The organism is Pantoea endophytica (assembly GCF_002858935.1).
Taxonomy (GTDB): Bacteria; Pseudomonadota; Gammaproteobacteria; order Enterobacterales; family Enterobacteriaceae; genus Pantoea; species Pantoea leporis.
In genome coordinates, this window is sequence record NZ_PJRT01000033.1 from 322,359 (window position 1) to 340,294 (window position 17,936).

Below are 17,936 nucleotides of genomic sequence, written 5' to 3' on the forward strand. Positions count from 1 at the left end.
CGCCGGGAAATCATCTGCCCGCTGCAACAACAGGTACGCATCGCTATGTCATCATCCGACTCTTCACCTTTAGCCTCCCTTTGGCCGCGGCTCGATAATCTGACGCTGCGCGACAGTCAACGTCTGCGACGTCGACTGCTGGGCGCTGCAAAGGTGAAAAATCCTGCGGCGCAGCAGGGCATTGTGGCTGAACTGGAGCCGGAATTTGTCGCGGCGGAGCAACGCCTGGCGCAGCGCACGGCGGCGACACCGCGCATCACTTTCCCGGACAACCTGCCGGTAAGTCAGAAGCAGCAGGACATTGCCGATGCGATCAGTCAGCATCAGGTGGTGATCGTTGCGGGTGAAACCGGATCGGGTAAAACCACGCAGCTGCCGAAAATCTGCCTGGCGCTGGGGCGCGGGGTTAAAGGGCTGATTGGTCATACTCAGCCGCGTCGTCTGGCGGCGCGCACCGTGGCCAACCGCATTGCCGATGAGCTGGAAACCTCGCTCGGCGGCACCATCGGTTACAAGGTGCGCTTTAACGATCAGGTGAGCGAAACCACCCAGGTTAAGCTGATGACCGACGGTATCCTGCTGGCAGAAATCCAGCAGGATCGCCTGTTGCTGCAGTACGACACCATCATTATCGATGAAGCACACGAACGCAGTCTGAACATCGATTTCCTGCTCGGCTATCTGCGCGAACTGTTGCCGCGTCGTCCCGACTTAAAAGTCATTATCACGTCAGCGACCATCGATCCGCAGCGCTTCTCACGCCATTTCCACAATGCGCCGGTGATTGAAGTGTCCGGCCGGACGTATCCGGTCGAAGTGCGTTATCGCCCAATGGTGGAAGAGGCTGACGACACCGATCGCGATCAGCTGCAGGCGATTTTCGATGCGGTCGATGAGCTGGGCCAAGAGAGCCGCGGCGATATCCTGATCTTTATGAGCGGCGAGCGCGAAATCCGCGATACTGCCGATGCGCTGATGAAGCGCGATATTGCGCACACCGAGATTCTGCCGCTGTATGCGCGCCTGTCGAACGCCGAGCAAAACCGCGTGTTCCAGTCGCACAGTGGACGCCGCATCGTGCTGGCGACCAACGTGGCGGAAACCTCGCTGACCGTGCCTGGCATCAAATATGTTATCGATCCTGGCACCGCACGTATCAGCCGCTACAGTTTCCGCACTAAAGTGCAGCGCTTGCCGATTGAGCCGATTTCGCAGGCTTCCGCTAATCAGCGAAAAGGGCGCTGCGGCCGCGTTTCGGAAGGTATCTGTATTCGCCTCTATTCCGAGGATGATTTCCTCAGCCGTCCGGAATTTACCGATCCTGAAATTCTGCGTACTAACCTCGCGTCGGTGATTCTGCAGATGACCGCGCTGGGACTGGGCGATATTGCTGCCTTCCCATTTGTCGAAGCACCGGACAAGCGCAATATTCAGGATGGCGTGCGCCTGCTGGAAGAGCTGGGCGCCATCACGCTGAGTGAAGACGAAACCTACAAGTTGACGCCTTCGGGCCGCCAGCTCGCGCAGTTGCCAGTCGATCCGCGTATGGCGCGCATGGTGCTGGAAGCGCAAAAATTTGGCTGCGTACGTGAAGCGATGATCATCACCGCGGCGCTATCGATTCAGGACCCGCGCGAGCGTCCTTCGGATAAAAAGCAGGCATCTGACGAAAAACATCGTCGTTTTGAGGATAAAGAGTCCGATTTCCTCGCCTTCGTGAATTTGTGGAATTACCTGCAGGAGCAGCAAAAAGCGCTCTCCAGCAATCACTTCCGCCGCTTGTGTAAAACCGAGTTCCTTAACTATCTGCGCGTGCGTGAATGGCAGGATATCTACACGCAACTGCGTCAGGTGGTGCGGGAACAGGGGATGCCGGTCAACAGCGAACCCGCGCCGTATCGTGAAGTGCACTGCGCTTTGCTCACCGGCTTGCTGTCGCATATTGGTCAGAAAGATAACGACAAGCAGGAGTTTACCGGCGCTCGCAACGCGCGCTTCGCCATCTTCCCCGGTTCCGGGCTGTTTAAGAAGCCGCCGAAGTGGACCATGGTGGCGGAACTGGTGGAAACCAGCCGTTTATGGGGCCGCGTTGCCGCCCGTATCGATCCGGAATGGATCGAACCGCTGGCGCAGCATCTGATTAAACGCAGTTACAGCGAACCGCACTGGGAAAAAGCACAGGGCGCGGTGATGGCGACGGAAAAAGTGACGCTTTACGGCCTGGCAATTGTGCAGGCGCGTAAGGTTAATTACAGCCGCATCGATCCGCAACTGAGCCGCGAGCTGTTTATCCGTCATGCGCTGGTGGAGGGCGATTGGCAGACGCGTCACGCGTTCTTCCGCAATAACCTGAAACTGCGCAACGAAATTGAAGATCTGGAGCACAAATCGCGTCGACGCGACATTCTGGTCGATGATGAAACGCTGTTCGCTTTCTACGATCGCCGCATCGGCAGCGACGTGGTGTCTGCACGCCATTTCGATAGCTGGTGGAAGCAAGCCAGCAAAGAAAATCCGGATCTGCTGAGCTTTGATAAGCAAATGCTGATCAAAGACGGCGCGGACAAAGTCAGCCAGCTCGATTACCCCAACTTCTGGCATCAAGGCGACCTGAAACTCAAACTGAGCTATCAGTTTGAACCGGGCGCGGATGCCGATGGCGTGACGGTGCACATTCCGCTGCCGCTGCTGAACCAAATCGAAGAGACCGGTTTTGAGTGGCAAATTCCGGGCGTGCGCCGCGAACTGGTTATCGCGCTGATCAAATCGCTGCCCAAGCCGGTGCGCCGCAATCTGGTACCCGCGCCCAACTACGCCGAAGCGTTTCTCGGCCGCGTTACGGCGATGGAACTGCCGTTGCTGGATGCGCTGGAACGCGAATTTCGCCGCATGACCGGCGTAACCATTAACCGGGAAGCCTGGCAGTGGGATCAGGTGCCCGATCACCTGAAAATGACTTTCCGGGTGGTTGACGAGCACAACCGTAAGCTGCAGGAAGGCAAAAATCTGCATCAGCTGCGGCTGCTGCTGAAAGGCAAAGTGCAGGAAACGCTGTCGAAAGTGGCGGATGATGGCCTGGAACAGAGCGGTTTGCACATCTGGAGCTTTGGCGATTTGCCGCAAAGCTACGAGCAGAAGCGCGGCAGCTATCAGGTCAAAGCCTGGCCGGCGCTGGTGGATGAAAAGGACAGCGTGGCGATTCGCCTGTTCGATAGCGAAGTGGAACAGCAGAAAATGATGTGGCGCGGTCAGCGTCGCCTGCTGCTGCTCAACATTCCGTCGCCAACCAAGTATCTGCACGAGAAGCTACCGAACAAAGCCAAACTCGGTTTGTACTTCAATCCCTACGGCAAAGTGCTGGAACTGATCGATGACTGTATCGCCTGCGGCGTGGATAAGCTGATGGCGGAGGCGGGCGGCCCGGCGTGGCAACAGGAAAACTTCGAACAGCTGCGCGACAAAGTGCGTGCTGATTTGAATGAAACCGTGGTCACCATCGCTAAACAGGTCGAACAGATCCTGACCTGCGTGTTCAATATCAACAAGTTCCTTAAAGGACGCGTGGATATGTCGCTGGCGCTGGCGTTAGGCGATATCAAAGCGCAAATGAATGGCCTGGTGTATCGCGGTTTCGTCACCGGCAATGGCTGGTCGCGTCTTGGTGATACGCTGCGCTATCTGCAAGGTATTGAGCGTCGTCTTGAGAAGCTGCCGGTCGATCCTCACAGCGATCGTGCGCGTATGCTGAAAGTGCAGGCGGTGGAGCAAGCATGGCAGACGTGGCGGAATAAATTGCCGCCCCAGCGTCAGGATGATGCCGACGTGCAGGCGATTCGCTGGATGCTGGAAGAGCTGCGAATTAGCTATTTCGCCCAGCAGCTGGGCACGCCTTATCCAATTTCGGATAAGCGTATTCTGCAGGCGATGGAGCAGTTGAGTTAATTGTTGGATGGCGCGATAAATCGCGCCGCTACGAAACAGCGCGGTTTTAACATCGCACAATTCGCGAAGAAAACGGCAAGGCGGGGCAGCGGCCCCAGGGATGGGCCACGACGACGTTACGTAGCGGCCCCGCCTTTTTGCCTGAGAGCGCAGAATTACTGGGCTAACTCTTCCAGCTTATCTTTAAAGGACGGCACCGCAATCGCGCGGTTATCGGCACGGTAACGATCGGCCGGCGCGGGTGCTGAACTCTGTACCGCAATCAACTGCCACTCATCACCGTTCTTCAACAGCAGCGGCGAACCGCTGTCGCCCGGCAAGGTATCGCACTGATGCGACAACACTGCACGCTGTGCCCAACCGGTCACTAAACAATCGCTGTGCGAATAGAGCGTATCCAGATGATCGGCCGGATATCCGGCTTGCGTCACTTTACGTTGCGTGGTTTTCAATGCGGCGGTTAAATCGCCACGCGAACCCTCAAACAATGGAATCGGCACAATGCCGGAGGGCGGATTATGCAAAATAACCAGTCCGTAATCGTAGGGTGCGGCTCCCGGCGGCACGATCCAGCCTTCGCCGTCTGCCTGCAACCGGCGCGCTAAAGAGGGTTCAACGCGCGCATCAATATCATGAATCTCGTAGCGCCAACCTTTCGCGGTGGCCATAAAACGCAGCGCCACCGGCTTATCAAACTTGCCGGGCGGAGCCAATAAACAGTGTCCGGCGGTCAACGCCAGATGGGCAGAAATCAAGGTGGCAGTGCAGAGGTTACCGCTTTCGGTCTCTAACTGACCGATGGCATCCCAGGGCGCGGCGCTCACGTCGCTAATCGCCTGGCGATGATCTTTGCCAAAGAACAACGTTTTGATGTCTTCCGGGCTTGGCCCATCTTCATCATCGGCATGTGCTGTGTGGGTAAAACTGAAAAGACCAACGAGTAACAGGATAGCCAGGCGCATAGTTCTCTCAATGGCGAGAATAAGTAGAAGTTGTTGTCATCACGCTTGAGCGATAACTATAGTCGGTGAGCGGTGAAAAAGGGAGAAATATTGGAGTAATCAGCACGCTACAACGACTAGATAAAAAAGCTGGCTGCAACTATGCCACAGAGGATCATCACAATCAGAATAATTTCGAAGCGATAGCGACGCACCATTTTTCGCTACTCCAGTAAATAAACACCCGGCATAACCGGGTGTTTTCAATCATCAATACGGTGTTGGCGCTAAAGGCGATCTTATTTTGCTGCTTTTTTCACTTTGTGGTGCTTTTTAGCAGCCTGAGCTTTCTGCGCAGCTGGCTTGGTTACTTTGTGGTGCTTTTTAGCAGCCTGAGCTTTCTGTGCAGCTGGCTTGGTTGCTTTGTGGTGCTTTTTAGCAGCCTGGGCTTTCTGTGCAGCTGGCTTGGTTGCTTTTTTGTGGTGCTTTTTCGCAGCCTGGGCTTTCTGTGCCGCTGGCTTGGTTGCTTTTTTATGATGCTTTTTAGCGGCCTGAGCTTTCTGTGCAGCTGGCGCTTTCTTCTCTACTTTTTTGTGCTTCTTAGCAGCCTGCGCTTTCTGAGCAACAGGTTTCTTATGGTGTACTGCTTTGTGTTTCGCTGGCGCTGCAGTGGTTGCTGGCGTTGCTGGAGCAGCTGTGGTCTCAGCAGCGAAAGCAACAGAAGACATACCCATAGCAGCGGCGATCACCAGTGCAAATAATTTTTTCATTGCAAAATCCTCGAACTATTTTTTCATGTGTAGCCCACTGCGGGGCCGGTGAAAACACTATATGAAAAACAATTCAGGCTTTCCGTGAGGCATTGGTATCGGCGTGTAACGGATTGTACAAAGCGGCGTAAAGGAAGCGAAAAGGGCGGCCGCATCGGCCGCCGCGCAGTTTACTCAGAGAGATAACGTTGTTCAAGGTGCTGACGGAAATAGCGCGGATTCAGCGCTTCGCCGGTGGCATTGATCAGCAGCTGCTGCGTTGGGAAACGGCTGCCGTGCTGCCAGATGTTCTGCTGTAACCAGTCAAACACTGGCTGCAACTCACCTTGCTGGATCAGCGTCTCAACCTGCGGAATGGCACGCTTCACCGCCTGGAACAGCTGGGCTGCATACATCGCACCCAAGGTGTAGGTTGGGAAATAGCCAAACGCACCGTCGGTCCAGTGAATATCCTGCATGCAGCCATCGCGATAATTACCGCGCGTATCAATGCCCAACGATTGCTGCATCTTCTCGTCCCACAGCGCCGGGATATCTTCAACTTCAATCTCGCCTTCAATCAGCGCGCGCTCGATCTCGTAACGTAAAATCACGTGCGCCGGATAACTCAGTTCATCAGCGTCGACACGAATAAAGCCCGGCTTCACGCGCTGCGCCTGACGGATAAAGTTGTTTAGCGCCAGCGCAGGCTGATCGCCCATCAGCGCCACCACCTGCGGATGGATATGTTGCAGGAAGGCTTCACTGCGCCCCAGCTGCATCTCCATAAACAGGCTTTGCGACTCATGAATTGCGGTAGAACGCGCTTGCGCCACCGGCTGACCGCGCCACTGTTTTGGCAAATTCTGCTCGTAGCGCGCATGGCCGGTTTCATGGATCACGCCCATCATGGCGCTGAGGAAGTCGTTCTCGTTGTAACGCGTGGTAATGCGCACATCTTCCGGCACGCCGCCGCAGAACGGATGCGCACTCACATCTAAACGGCCGTGATTGAAATCGAAGCCCAGCGTTTTCATCACGCTCAGGCCGAGTTGTTTCTGCGATTCGATAGCGAACGGACCCACCGGCTGCGCGATCGGGGTTTGCTGCTGCTTCGCCACTGCCTTTTGGAGCAGGTCGGGCAGCCAGCTTTTCAGATCGCCAAAGGTTTGATCCAGCTGCGCGCTGGTCATGCCAGGCTCAAACACATCCAGCAGCGCGTCGTAGCGCGATACGCCGAGTGCATCGGCACGCAGCTGCGCCTCTTCACGGCTCAGCTTCACCACTTCTTTCAGATTGGCGGAGAAACCTTGCCAGTCGTTCGCCGGACGCTGCTGACGCCAGGCGTGTTCACAGCGCGAACCGGCCAGCGACTTGGCTTCCACCAATGAGGCGGGCAGCAGCGTCGCTTGCTGCCAGGCGCGCTGCATCTCGCTCAGGTTAACCTGCTCGACATCATTCAATGATTCCTGCTGCGCGGCATCAAACAGCCCGCCGAGGCGTTTATCGGTCAGCACTTCGTGCATGAACACGCTCAGTTCGGCCATCGCTTCACCGCGCGCCTGGCTGCCGCCCGGCGGCATAGTGGTTTGCATATCGACACCGGCAATGGCGCCTAAATGGCCAAAGCGGGAGAGACGCTGAAAAGTGCGGCTAAGTTCTTGATAAGCTGAAGTCACGTAAAAAGCTCCTTATGACGGTAAGCGTGGCGCAATGTCCCGCAAGGGTAGATCAACCGGCCAGCAAAAGCGAACGCTGGCGCCGCCAAGCGGGCTGCTCTCAATCGACACTTTTCCCTGCATGGCCAGCGCAATGGAGTGCACGATCGCCAGACCCAAACCACAACCGCCGGTGGCGCGATCGCGGCTCGGATCGAGGCGTACAAAAGGTTCGAACACGCGGGCGCGCTCTTCCTGTGGAATGCCCGGACCGTCGTCTTCCACCTGCAAACAGCCCAACGCGCCATCAAACCATAAGCTGACGCGCAGGCGCTGTTGCGCATAGCGCAGGGCGTTATTCACCAGATTATCCAGCACACGCTCCATCAGGCGCGTATCAGCGCTGCCGACGTTCTCCAGCTGCGGGATATCCAGCGAAATCTGCGTCTGCGGATTCATGGTTTGCACGTCTTCAATATGTACACGCAGCCATTGCGCCAGATCGAAGGATTGCAGATGAAGATCAACGCGCGGACGATCGAGGCGCGCATACGTCAGCAACTCCTCAATCAAACTCTCCAGCTGGCCCACATCGCGGTTCAGCGCGGCGGATTCCGTGGCGGTGAGGTTATCGCTCATCTCCAGCCGGTAGCGCAGTCGCACCAGCGGCGTACGCAACTCGTGCGCGATGCCGTCAATCAGCTGTTTCTTACTGGCAACCAGCGTGTTGATGTTCTCCGCCATCTGATTAAACGCTACGCCAAGACTGTGCAGGCTGGAGGTGCTTTCAAAATGGGTGCGCACGTCGAGTTCGCCACGGCCAAAACGCTGCGCGGCTTTCTCTAGCCGCTGCATCTCTTGCCAATGCGGACGCAGCCAGATAAACACCGGCAGCGCCAGCGACATCCCGATAAATGCCAGCAGCGCGATATCCAGAATGCGCATCTGATGCAGATAGAAAAGATACGGAATCGGGCCAACGGAAAGCACATAGTGGCTGCGCGGAATATGCTGTAAGAAGGTGTACTGATCGTCAATCGCCACGATTTCCCCGGCGCGCAGGCGCTTCATGTCTGCATCACCCAGCTGATATTTGCTCATCGGTTCAATATTCAGATCAAACGACAGGTCAAGATCGAGGCTGCGAATGGTTTTGCTCCAGTCGCGCGGTGGGATCTCGCGCAGTTCGCTGCGCATCAAAAAAAGCGAGCTGGCCATCAAGTCGTTCATCGACTGGCGCCCGGCGCGTTCGGCGGTGAATTTGTACACCAGCCCCACCAGCAGCGTCATCACCAGAAAACAGACGAACAGCAGCAAATAGAACTGAATAAAGAGCTTTCTCATGCGGAACGGGTATCCCAGGCCTGCGGCGCGAACAGATAGCCTTTGTTACGGATGGTTTTGATGCGGAATGGCTCGGTGGCGCTGTCGTAGAGTTTTTTGCGTAAGCGAGAAATCGCCACGTCGATGCTGCGATCCATGCCATCGTAGGTCACGCCGCGCAGGGTTTTCAGCAGCGCATCGCGATTGAGGATCTGTCCGGCGTGATTCGCCAGTTCCCACAGCAGATCGAAATCGGCGGTGGATAGCACAATATTCTCCTCAAACAGCGTCACCTGGCGATTGAGCGAGTCGATGGTCAGGGAACCAAAACGCAGCACGCGTTGTGAGCTTTGTAGGGCGGGCGTCACTTCCGGCTGACCGGCATGCGCCTGACGCAGATGCAAACGCAGGCGCGCCAGCAACACCGCCGGCGGCGTGGTTTTGAGGATGTAATCGTTAGCGCCCATCTCCAGCGACAGAATGTGGTTCATGTCGCTATCGAGCGAGGTGAGCAGCACAATCGGACCTTGCCAGCTGGCACGTAGATCGCGGCACAGTGTCATGCCATCTTTGCCGGGTAACATGATATCCAGCATCACTAAATCGGGATCGTGCAGGGCGATGGTGGCTTCGGCGCGGTCACCGCGCGTTTCAACAATAACTTCAATATCGTGGCGGCCAAGATAAGCGGCGATCAGTTCGCCTACTTCTGGCTCATCTTCCACATAGACGATTTTGTTCATAATTCACTGTGACGGATGAGAATCTCAGCAGCATAGCTTTTCCTGGTCCTGAGCTCTACGCTATCGCACGAAATATCCCTGCGTGACTGGTATGTATACCGTGAAATGTGCCATCATTAGCGGCGCGTTGTCGCGCAAGGTTCGGAACCGTAACGAAAAACAGGAGGAGCGCGAGAGTGTCTGATAAAGAGCTGGCTTCAGCCGGATACAGTGATCGCATCTGCTTCAATTACAGTGATTTTCTCTCCGCTTCCTGCAAAAAACGCTGGAGTTTTGTCGATGCCATTTATGGCGTGATGCCTATTTTTGGCATGGTGACGCGTAAATCGGCGCACAATCTTCAGGCCAGCGACGACCATCTGAAAGAATTAGCATTACAAATCATTTCAACACAGGTGAGCGACGAGATTAATATCGCGCGTTTGATCACCCTGGCCGAACAACAACACATCAGCCGCTTTGATATTCAGCTGCCGTATCCGCTGTCAGCGGAGCAGCTTGACGCTATTCATCAGGAATACCGTAAGCCGCTCAATCTGACACAGCAGGATGACCTGCTGTGCGTTTCCATTCCCGTCCAGCCGCACTAATTCGTTAGCTGCCACAACGCGGGCAGTGACGCCGCAATCAACAACACAATCGCGATACGCTCCAGCTGTGACAACATTTTGTCGCCACGGCCGCCGCGTCGTGCGTACAGAAACAGCAGCAATCCGGGCGCATAGAGCACGACTGAAAGCAGCAAATGCAAAGGACCCGATGCATACAGCAGCCAAACGCCATACGCGCTGGCACCGACGCCGGTAAACATCGCCCAGGGTTTGTTCTGCCCGCGCACCACCTTAATCAGATACAGACCCACCAGCAGATAGGGCACCAAAATCATTTCTGAAGCGATGGTCAGCAGCGTGTTGTAATCCGCACCGGTTAAGGCGATCAAAATCAGGCAAACCTGTACGCTGCCGTTGGTCAGCCATAACGACGCCGAAGGGGAGTTGTGGCGGTTCTGACGCGCGATGCTGCGCGGGAAGGCACCTTGTTGTGCGGCGAGGAACGGCACTTCAGCGGCCATAATCGTCCAGCTCAGATAAGCGCCGCACACCGAAACAATCAATCCGACCGCAATCACCGCATCGCCCCAATGACCGAGCAAATGCTTCATCAAACCCGCCATAGAAGGATTGCGCATCTGCGCCAGCTCGGCACGCGGAATCACGCCTAACGACAGCAGCGTAACCAGCAAGTAGACCAGTAGCGCGGCCAGCACCGCCATCAGCGTGGCGCGTCCGACATCCTGTTTATTACGCGCACGCGCAGAAACCACCACCGCGCCTTCCACTCCAATAAATACCCACAAGGTGATCAGCATGGTTTGCTTCACCTGCTGCCACAGCGGCTGACCGAGTTCCACGCCGCTGAAATCAAAGCGGAAGCGATCGTAGTTGAATGCCAGCAGCGCCAGCACCACAAACAGCAACAGCGGCACCAGTTTTCCCAGGGTCGCCAGCACATTAATGCTGGCCGCAGTTTGCACGCCGCGCAGCACCAGACAATGCACCAGCCACAGCAGCACCGACGCGCCGAGCATCGCCTGCCACGTATTGCCATCACCAAACACCACGCGATCCGGCGTGTCGGTAAAGAAACTCAGCGCCGAGAAGACAATCACCAGATAAGAGACGTTGGCAATGACCGCACACAGCCAATATCCCCACGCCGAGCAGAAGCCCATCAGCTCGCCAAATCCGGCGCGCGCATAGGTAAAGATGCCGCCATCCAACTCTGGTTTCAGCCGCGTCAGCAACAGCATGGCGAGCGACAGGAAGATGATGCCAACGCCGGTGATGAGCCAGCCGATCAGCAGCGCCGCCGGGCCGGCAACCGCTGCCATATTTTGCGGCAGGCTGAACACGCCAGCGCCCAGCATAGAGCTGAGTACCAACGCGGTGAGCGCACTAAGACCTAATTTTTTATCCAAAACGCCCATCCTAAACAGCAGAGTATGCTGGGTGGTGACGATTCCGCTGGAGTGTCGCGTGGCAATGAGCCAACTTTGAAACGGAATCCCCTAAAAACAGGCGGCAGATTTTACGGAGTGCAAACGGGGAAGGCAATGCAAGACTATGCAAATCTGCGCACAGATTATGCAGTTAGTATCAAGGAGATTTTGAAAAGGGCGACGGACGCCGCCCTTAATCGCTATTACTTGAACAGATCGGCGGTGACGGTCAGGTTGCCGCCGCTCTGGTTCTGCCATTGACGCGTGATGTGGTAGTACTTAGCGCCTTTTTCCACTGCGCGTTTGCCAACCGCTTCCGAGATTTCGGTTGGGGTACCGAAGTGATCGGAGAAGGTGATGGTGTCAAACGGCTGCATCTGCGCAGCAGTAATCGCATTCACTTCCTGCACGCTACGGCCATCGGCAGTTTTCACCGTGTAACGTTGGCCGGTTGAGCTTTGCGTTTCGAAGAAACGACCAACGTTGCGGCTTGGGGTATCCGAAGAGGCCACGCCAGGAATGGCCACTTTAGTGGCGGCGGTGCCACCTGCGGCCAATGCTGCTTTACCGGCTTCAGAATCTGCTGGGATTGAATCAGAGGTGTTCTGTACTTTACGTTCTGGCGCATCAGCCTTGTAAACATACGCGGTCACGTACTGGTTGCCGCCGTTATTAGCATCAACCTGACGCACGATAAAGAACGATGCCGCACCTTTATTTTTGGCTGCCTTGGCAATCGCTTCATTAACATCTGGCTGGCTGGAGAAAAAGCCATTTACCGACACGGTGTCATACGGCTCAAGGCGATAGGCTTCTGCTTTCGGCAGCTCTTTCACGCCTGAGAAGGTGCGATATTTAGTGGAGTCATCCGCTTTTGGTGCGTTAGCTTTATACAAATCAGCCGTTACGCGCCAGTTACCGCCGTTGCCGTTGCTATCATTAATACCCTGAACATAGAAAGAGTCAGCGCCTTTGGCATCGGCTTGTTTGGAGATGGCATCAGTTGCATCGCCAATCGCATTGAAACGGCCGCTGATATTAATACGTTCGAATGGTTTCAACGCGGCCGCTTGCTCTGGCGTTAACTCTTTAGCAGCAAACGCATTCGCTGCCAGCAGTGATAACAAGGTTGACGCCAGAATGGTGTTCTTCAGCTTCATAAAAATGATCCTTCGCCTTACGCAAAATGAGTACGAAAACGTGCTGGACTCTTGATGTATAACAGATTAGCCGTTGATTATTGCATGTAATAATCGGCCTGTCTCAGCCAATTTAAGCGCATAACATTGACAATCTCTGCCGTTTATTCATCGACCTGTCATTGACTTCTGTTACGGCTCTTTTTTGCACAGATAACCACTTATTCTGGTAACACTTAGTGCCATAATAGTTAACGCATTGTTAATTAAAGGTTTTTAAAAACACTTAATTCGACATGACACGATTTTGCGCAGCAGAATATTTTTTAATAAACACCAAATGCAGTGGCAAAACATGGCATTCAATCTTTGGGTCTGAATATTTGTGTGAATGTCATAAGTGGGCGTTATCGCTGTGGATCACTCTTCATATTTTCAGTAGGTTATAAAGACTTTGTTACATTGTGCATTTTGCTCATAAAAAGCTGAAACACTGTTTCGGCTTTTGAGCTTTTTGCCACTTACAGAACCTCATCCTTTAATTGTTGAAAGGAAACAGTATGTTAATTGGGATACCCAAAGAACGGTTAGCCAACGAGTCGCGCGTGGCCGCCACGCCAAAGACCGTTGAGCAACTGATCAAGCTGGGATTTAGCGTCACCGTTGAACAGAGCGCAGGACTTCGCGCCAGCTTTGATGATGAAAGCTTTATCGCCGTCGGCGCCACAATTACTAACACTCATGATGTGTGGCAATCGGACATCGTTTTGAAAGTGAATGCGCCGGACGATCAGGAGATTGAACTGACGCGCGCCGGTAGCACGCTGGTGAGCTTTATCTGGCCTGCGCAGAATCCCGCGCTGTTAGAAAAGCTGGCAGCACGCAACGTCACCGTGATGGCGATGGATTCGGTGCCGCGTATTTCTCGTGCGCAGGCGCTGGATGCGTTGAGCTCAATGGCGAACATCGCGGGTTATCGCGCCATCGTTGAAGCCGCTCATGAATTCGGCCGCTTCTTCACCGGCCAAATCACCGCTGCCGGTAAAGTGCCGCCAGCCAAAGTGATGGTGATCGGTGCGGGCGTCGCGGGATTAGCGGCCATCGGCGCGGCAGGCAGTTTAGGTGCCATCGTGCGTGCTTTCGATACGCGTCCGGAAGTGAAAGAGCAGGTGCAGAGTATGGGCGCCGAGTTCCTTGAGCTGGACTTTGAAGAGGAAGCGGGCAGCGGCGATGGTTATGCCAAAGTGATGTCTGAAGCCTTTATCAAGGCAGAGATGGAGCTGTTTGCCGCGCAGGCGAAAGAAGTCGACATTATCGTCACCACCGCGTTGATTCCTGGCCGTCCGGCCCCGAAGCTGATTACTGCCGAGATGGTTGCCAGCATGAAACCAGGCAGCGTAATCGTCGATCTGGCTGCGCAAACTGGCGGTAACTGCGAATTGACGGTGGCCGATCAGGTGACCTTAACCCCTAACGGCGTGAAGATTATTGGTTACACCGATTTGCCAAGCCGCCTGCCAACCCAATCCTCACAGCTTTACGGCACCAACCTGGTCAACCTGCTGAAACTGCTGTGCAAAGAGAAAAACGGCGAAATTACCGTGGATTTCGACGACGTGGTGGTGCGCGGGGTGACGGTGATTCGTGATGGCGAAGTGACATGGCCAGCGCCGCCGATTCAGGTTTCCGCCGCGCCGAAAGCGCAACCCGCCGCACAGCCGCTGCCGAAGGCCGAAGCCAAACCGGTTTCACCATGGCGCAAGTATCTGCTGCTGGCGCTGGCGGTGGTGCTGTTTGCCTGCCTGGCCAACGTCGCGCCGCCGGACTTCCTGTCACACTTCACCGTGTTCGCGCTCTCTTGCGTGGTCGGCTATTACGTAGTGTGGAACGTGAGTCACGCATTGCACACGCCTTTGATGGCCGTCACCAACGCCATTTCCGGCATTATTGTGGTGGGTGCGGTGCTGCAGATGGGCCACGGCGGTTGGGTCACGATTTTGTCGTTTATCGCCGTACTGATCGCCAGCATCAATATCTTCGGTGGTTTCACCGTCACCCAGCGCATGCTGAAAATGTTTCGTAAGAATTAAGGGGTAGCAACATGTCTGGCGGATTAGTTACTGCAGCATATATTGTTGCCGCGATTCTGTTTATTTGCAGCCTTGCCGGTCTCTCGAAACACGAGACCTCAAAGCAGGGTAATATTTTTGGTATGAGCGGCATGGCGATTGCGCTGCTCGCCACCATTTTTGGCCCGAACACCGGGAACGTTGCCTGGATTCTGCTGGCGATGGTGATCGGCGGTGCGATTGGTTTGCGTCTGGCGAAAAAAGTCGAAATGACCGAAATGCCGGAACTGGTTGCCATTCTGCACAGCTTCGTGGGTTTGGCGGCGGTGTTAGTGGGCTTCAACAGCTACATCGATCACGCGCCGGGCCTCGCGCCGGTGATGGAAAATATCCATCTGACCGAAGTGTTCCTCGGCATTTTCATCGGTGCGGTGACCTTTACCGGTTCACTGGTGGCGTTTGGCAAACTGCGCGGCAAGATCTCCTCATCAGCGCTGATGCTGCCACATCGTCATAAAATGAACCTCGCGGCGTTGGTGGTCTCTTTCCTGCTGATGCTGTGGTTCGTACAAACTGATAGCACCGGTGCGCAGGTGTTTGCGCTGCTGCTGATGACCGTCATTGCGCTGGTGTTTGGCTGGCATCTGGTGGCGTCAATTGGCGGCGCGGATATGCCGGTTGTGGTCTCGATGCTGAACTCTTACTCCGGTTGGGCGGCGGCGGCGGCAGGCTTCATGCTGAGCAATGATTTGCTGATCGTTACCGGTGCGCTGGTCGGTTCCTCGGGTGCCATCCTCTCTTACATCATGTGTAAAGCGATGAACCGCTCCTTTATTAGCGTGATCGCCGGTGGTTTTGGTACCGACGTAAGCGTAGGCGGCGAAAGCGATGAAGTGGGCGAGCACCGTGAAATTACGGCGGAAGAGACGGCAGAAATGCTGAAAGCCTCTTCTTCTGTAGTGATCACGCCGGGTTATGGCATGGCGGTGGCGCAGGCGCAGTATCCGGTTGCGGAGATTACCGAAAAGCTGCGCGCGCGCGGTATCAAAGTTCGCTTTGGTATTCACCCGGTTGCCGGTCGTTTGCCGGGTCACATGAACGTACTGCTGGCGGAAGCGAAAGTGCCATACGATGTGGTGCTGGAAATGGACGAGATTAACGATGACTTCAGCGATACCGATACCGTTTTGGTGATCGGCGCGAATGACACCGTTAACCCAGCCGCACTGGAAGATCCGCGCAGTCCAATCGCTGGCATGCCGGTGCTGGAAGTGTGGAAAGCGCAGAACGTGATTGTGTTTAAACGCTCGATGAGCACCGGATATGCGGGTGTCCAGAATCCGCTGTTCTTTAAAGACAATACGCAGATGCTGTTTGGCGATGCAAAAGCGAGCGTGGAAGGCATTCTGCGCGCGCTGTAAAAAAGCAGGGCGGTGATGTGATTCACCGCCCTGAGTAGAAATAAGTAGGGCGGTCATGGCGAGCCGCCCTTTTTTTAATCAATCGTCTTCATCTTCTTCGTCATCGTGATCAATCGGCGATTTGAAATCGTCTGGCTTAATCGCCAGCAAATCACAACGCAGATGATCAATCACCTGTTCCGCAGTGTTACCCAGGAACGCGGCTGACAAACCGGTACGGCCAATGGTGCCGAGCACCACAATGCCGGCGTCCAGATGCGAGGCAATATCCGGAATCACTTCCTCGGGCAAACCTTTCGCCACGTGGGTGAACTCTTCACTGATTGAGAATTTTTGACGCAGCGCTTTCATCGCCACTAAATGCTGGCCGCGAATCGCGTCGTTGTAAACGCTGGGATCAAAGTCGGGCAGTTCGATAGCAATATTGATCGGGGTGATGGGGTAAGCGCCGACCAAATGCACTTCGGTGTGATTCACCATCTCGGCAAGCAGCGTGGTTTCACGAATCAGCTTCTGATTCAGCTCATCATGATGCGGCTCTTCGCTGGCTAAGTTGACCGCTACCACCGCTTTGCCGCCTTCGGGCCACGCCTGATCTTTCACCATCCATACCGGACATGGACATTTACGCAGCAGATGCCAATCCGTCGGCGTAAATATTACCGCTTCGAGGCGATCGTGCTGGTGCGCCATTTTCAACACTAAATCATGCTGATGTGCCAGAATTTCCTGGATGATGGCTTCATACGGACGGTTATGCCAAACCACTTTGATTTCAATTTCAACGCCAGCCTCAATATATGCCTGGGCCTGTTGGCGGATCCATTCGGTACGTTGGCTGATCACCCCTTTGCGCATATTGGAGCGCTCGTCGGGCGACAGCAGCGTGGTCATTTCATATGAGAAGTCGTAAATAGGCAGGAAAGCTTTGATTTTTCCGCCAATACGTTGATTGAGATAAACCGCACGACGCAGCGCGGGCTGATCGTCCTGCTGGGCATCAATAGCCACCAGAATATTTTGGTACCGGGACATAAGCCGATCTCCTTAAACCAAAGCAAGTTGGGTTAAAGATAGCCTAAGTTTCGACAGGGCAGAAGCGGAAAAGTTGTTGCCGGATCAATAAAATAACTTTTATTAACCCGGCACAGAATCACGCGGCCTGTTCGGTCTGGCCAGCTAATTCTGCCAGCAGAGCGTGGTTCTCAATGGTGATATATTTGCCTTTTACGGCCAGCATGCCACTTTTCTGGAAGCGACCCAGCAGACGGCTGATTGTTTCTACGGTTAGTCCCAGATAGTTACCAATGTCGCCACGCGTCATGGTCAAACGGAATTCACGCTGTGAGAAGCCGCGCTGACCGAAACGACGCGACAGATTCCAGACAAATGCCGCCAAACGCTCTTCGGCATTTTTCTTCGACAGCAGCAGAATCATATCCTGATCGCCTTTGATTTCACCGCTCATCAAACGCATCATCTGCTGACGCAGCGCCGGCATTTTACCGGAGAGGTCGTCAAGCGTTTCAAACGGGATTTCGCACACCATCGCGGTTTCCAGCGCTTGCGCAAAGCTTGGATGTTTGGCACCAACAATGGCGTCAAAACCCACCAAATCGCCTGCCAAATGGAAGCCAGTAATTTGCTCGTCGCCTTGTTCAGTGATGGTGTAGCTTTTGATGGTGCCGGAGCGGATTGCGTAGAGAGATTTCAGTTCATCACCGGCTTTGAACAGCGTCTGGCCTTTCTGAATCGGCTTTTTGCGCTCAATGATGTTATCCAGCTGATCCAGTTCGTGCTCGTTCAGCGTGAAGGGAATACACAATTGGCTGATACTGCAATCCTGACAATGGATGGCACAACCGCCAGACTGAATACGTCGAATGCTGCGTTTTTCCTGGATCATATAGTTACGCTCGATGATTGTTGACTGCGGTCAATTTTAACATTTT

The 17,936-nt window shown here is 54.7% G+C and carries 14 protein-coding genes; 4 read left to right on the top strand and 10 right to left on the bottom strand.

The annotated features are described in order from the left end of the window. Nucleotides 1-45: 45 nt before the first annotated feature. A complete protein-coding gene (hrpA, locus tag PZBJ_RS22215; protein WP_101764312.1) occupies nt 46-3,942 on the top strand; it encodes an ATP-dependent RNA helicase HrpA in 3,897 nt (1,298 codons plus the stop codon). A 155-nt stretch (nt 3,943-4,097) separates the two neighbouring features. Here hrpA and PZBJ_RS22220 read toward each other — a convergent pair whose 3' ends face one another. The 6 genes from PZBJ_RS22220 to rstA form a co-directional block, all read right to left on the bottom strand. Further along, on the bottom strand, nt 4,098-4,904 hold the full coding sequence (locus PZBJ_RS22220) for a trypsin-like serine peptidase (protein ID WP_101764313.1): 807 nt from the start codon (nt 4,902-4,904) through the stop codon (nt 4,098-4,100). 116 nt (nt 4,905-5,020) lie between these two features. Continuing rightward, the gene (ydgU, locus tag PZBJ_RS24555; RefSeq protein WP_455843913.1) at nt 5,021-5,101 is read right to left on the bottom strand and encodes a small membrane protein YdgU; all 81 of its coding nucleotides are present in this window, start codon (nt 5,099-5,101) and stop codon (nt 5,021-5,023) included. Between the two features lie 81 nt (nt 5,102-5,182). Beyond that, entirely contained in the window at nt 5,183-5,653 is a 471-nt protein-coding gene (gene asr / locus PZBJ_RS22225; RefSeq protein WP_101764314.1) for an acid resistance repetitive basic protein Asr, read from the bottom strand. 170 nt (nt 5,654-5,823) lie between these two features. Then, a complete protein-coding gene (locus PZBJ_RS22230; RefSeq protein ID WP_101764315.1) occupies nt 5,824-7,311 on the bottom strand; it encodes a carboxypeptidase M32 in 1,488 nt (495 codons plus the stop codon). A 12-nt stretch (nt 7,312-7,323) separates the two neighbouring features. Continuing rightward, nucleotides 7,324-8,634 (bottom strand): two-component system sensor histidine kinase RstB, encoded by a 1,311-nt coding sequence (rstB, locus tag PZBJ_RS22235; protein WP_101764316.1) that lies wholly within the window; start codon nt 8,632-8,634, stop codon nt 7,324-7,326. Next, nucleotides 8,631-9,356 carry a two-component system response regulator RstA gene (rstA, locus tag PZBJ_RS22240; RefSeq protein WP_101764317.1) on the bottom strand — a complete coding sequence of 242 codons (726 nt, stop codon included), beginning with the start codon at nt 9,354-9,356 and terminating at the stop codon, nt 8,631-8,633. Before rstA ends, rstB begins: the two co-directional genes overlap by 4 nt. 176 nt (nt 9,357-9,532) lie before the next feature. On the opposite strand from rstA, the gene PZBJ_RS22245 reads away from it, so the two are divergent. Next, on the top strand, nt 9,533-9,946 hold the full coding sequence (locus tag PZBJ_RS22245; protein WP_008106403.1) for a hypothetical protein: 414 nt from the start codon (nt 9,533-9,535) through the stop codon (nt 9,944-9,946). Here PZBJ_RS22245 and PZBJ_RS22250 read toward each other — a convergent pair. Then, nucleotides 9,943-11,334, bottom strand: coding sequence for an amino acid permease (locus PZBJ_RS22250; protein WP_101764614.1), 1,392 nt, complete (start codon nt 11,332-11,334; stop codon nt 9,943-9,945). The genes PZBJ_RS22245 and PZBJ_RS22250 overlap by 4 nt on opposite strands. Before the next feature lie 224 nt (nt 11,335-11,558). Next, nucleotides 11,559-12,515, bottom strand: a complete 957-nt coding sequence (gene ydgH, locus PZBJ_RS22255) for a DUF1471 family protein YdgH (protein WP_101764318.1) — start codon at nt 12,513-12,515, stop codon at nt 11,559-11,561. A 539-nt stretch (nt 12,516-13,054) separates the two neighbouring features. Between ydgH and pntA the strand changes: the two genes are divergently transcribed. Together pntA and pntB are read left to right on the top strand one after the other, a co-directional pair. After that, nucleotides 13,055-14,584 carry a Re/Si-specific NAD(P)(+) transhydrogenase subunit alpha gene (gene pntA / locus PZBJ_RS22260; protein ID WP_101764319.1) on the top strand — a complete coding sequence of 510 codons (1,530 nt, stop codon included), beginning with the start codon at nt 13,055-13,057 and terminating at the stop codon, nt 14,582-14,584. An 11-nt stretch (nt 14,585-14,595) separates the two neighbouring features. Continuing rightward, the gene (gene pntB / locus PZBJ_RS22265) at nt 14,596-15,984 is read left to right on the top strand and encodes a Re/Si-specific NAD(P)(+) transhydrogenase subunit beta (RefSeq protein WP_101764320.1); all 1,389 of its coding nucleotides are present in this window, start codon (nt 14,596-14,598) and stop codon (nt 15,982-15,984) included. Nucleotides 15,985-16,062: 78 nt separating this feature from the next. Here pntB and uspE read toward each other — a convergent pair whose 3' ends face one another. Next, the gene (gene uspE, locus PZBJ_RS22270; protein ID WP_101764321.1) at nt 16,063-17,019 is read right to left on the bottom strand and encodes a universal stress protein UspE; all 957 of its coding nucleotides are present in this window, start codon (nt 17,017-17,019) and stop codon (nt 16,063-16,065) included. A 118-nt stretch (nt 17,020-17,137) separates the two neighbouring features. Continuing rightward, nucleotides 17,138-17,890 carry a fumarate/nitrate reduction transcriptional regulator Fnr gene (locus PZBJ_RS22275; RefSeq protein WP_008106391.1) on the bottom strand — a complete coding sequence of 251 codons (753 nt, stop codon included), beginning with the start codon at nt 17,888-17,890 and terminating at the stop codon, nt 17,138-17,140. Nucleotides 17,891-17,936: the final 46 nt, after the last annotated feature.